The sequence below is a fragment of the Erythrobacter sp. SN021 genome (genome assembly GCF_021864455.1).
On record NZ_JAKKUW010000223.1, the window covers coordinates 1 to 287 of the forward strand.

Annotated in this window: 1 pseudogene; it reads left to right on the top strand. The window is 43.9% G+C overall.

Going from position 1 to position 287, the window contains the following annotated elements:
* Positions 1-3 precede the first annotated feature (3 nt).
* Positions 4-287: pseudogene (locus L5849_RS18170) on the top strand (cytochrome c oxidase subunit II); the annotation flags it as partial.

Genomic DNA, 287 nt, shown 5'->3' on the forward strand with positions numbered 1-287 from the left:
TATATACTCCCCACTACAGATCTAATACCAGGGGATTACCGCCTCCTAGAAGTCGATAACCGGGTAGTAGTTCCCATACAACTAGAAATTCGAATACTAATCACCGCTGCAGATGTTATTCACTCATGAACTGTACCTGCACTCGGTGTAAAAGTAGACGCCGTGCCCGGACGACTAAACCAAATTGGATTTACCACCTCTCAACCAGGTATCTTTTATGGTCAATGCTCAGAAATCTGTGGAGCTAATCACTCCTTTATACCTATCGCAGTTGAAGCCATTAACAC